The following is a 1,175-nucleotide window of genomic DNA, read 5'->3' on the forward strand; positions in this document are numbered from 1 at the left end:
AAGTTGTAACGGATGAGTTCGCAGGACCTAAGACCTTCGATAATGACGATAAGAAGGATCAAACCTTCACCGTTACTCTTCGTCAAGGTACAGAGAAGATTACAGACCCAGCTAAGCTCAACAAGAAAGTATCACGTACCATCAAGTACGAATACGCAGATGGTCAAACAGCGGGTCGTCCAGCTCTGAAAGCTCCAGTAACTCAAGAAGCAGCCTTCACACGTACAGGTGAACGTAACCGTGTAACTGGTAAGGAAACCTTCACTGCATGGACACCAGCTACGAAAGAATTGGCCCAAGAAGCTACACCAGTTGTAACTGGATTCGTGGCAGATAAGGCTAATGTAGCAGCGAAGACAGTAACTCCTGATGATAAGGATAGTGAAGAAACAGTTAAGTACAGCAAACTTGGTTCATATGTACCAAATGTACCAGACGGACTTCCAAAAGTACCAAATCTTCCATATCCAAACGATCCAACAGATCCAAGCAAACCAGGTACTGATCTTCCAGTGATTCCACATGTACCAGGTACTACACCAGTAGGCCCAGATGGTACAACACCATTGACACCGAAAGATCCGAGCGACCCAAGCAAGGGTTACAACCCACCACCAATTCCAAGTGATCCAACGAAGGATACACCAATCAACTTCGTGAAGGATGGTCAAAAAGCGATTATTAGCTTCGTAGACCAAACTGACGGTAATAAGGAATTGACGAAGGTAGTTGAAAGCGGTAAGTCAGGTGAGCCAATCGGTACAACTAACTATGCAGCACGTCTGAAAGAATTGACAGACAAGGGCTACGAAGTTGTAACAGATGAGTTCGCAGGACCTAAGACCTTCGATAATGACGATAAGAAGGATCAAACCTTCACCGTTACTATGCGTCAGGTTGTAGTACCATTCAATCCAAACAATCCACCGAAACCAAACGATCCAATGGATCCTAAGAATCCAGAGGGACCTAAGTGGATAGATGATAAGATCAAGTCAGCTCAACAAGAAGCTGTGAAGGAATTGAGCCGTACGATCAAGTACGTATACGAAGATGGTAAAGAAGCAGCACCAAGCTTCACAGACAGCGCTAAATTCACGCGTATTCTGAAGATCAACGTCGTAACGAAAGCGATCGTAGAAAAAGGCCCATGGACATCACAAGATGACGTGATC

Annotated in this window: 1 protein-coding gene; it reads left to right on the forward strand. The window is 44.9% G+C overall.

The window, feature by feature from the left end:
- On the forward strand, positions 1-1,175 hold a 1,175-nt coding region (locus tag D8790_RS10620), incomplete at both ends, for a mucin-binding protein (protein WP_446677479.1).

Source organism: Streptococcus cristatus, assembly GCF_003943535.1.
Classification (GTDB): domain Bacteria; phylum Bacillota; class Bacilli; order Lactobacillales; family Streptococcaceae; genus Streptococcus; species Streptococcus cristatus_L.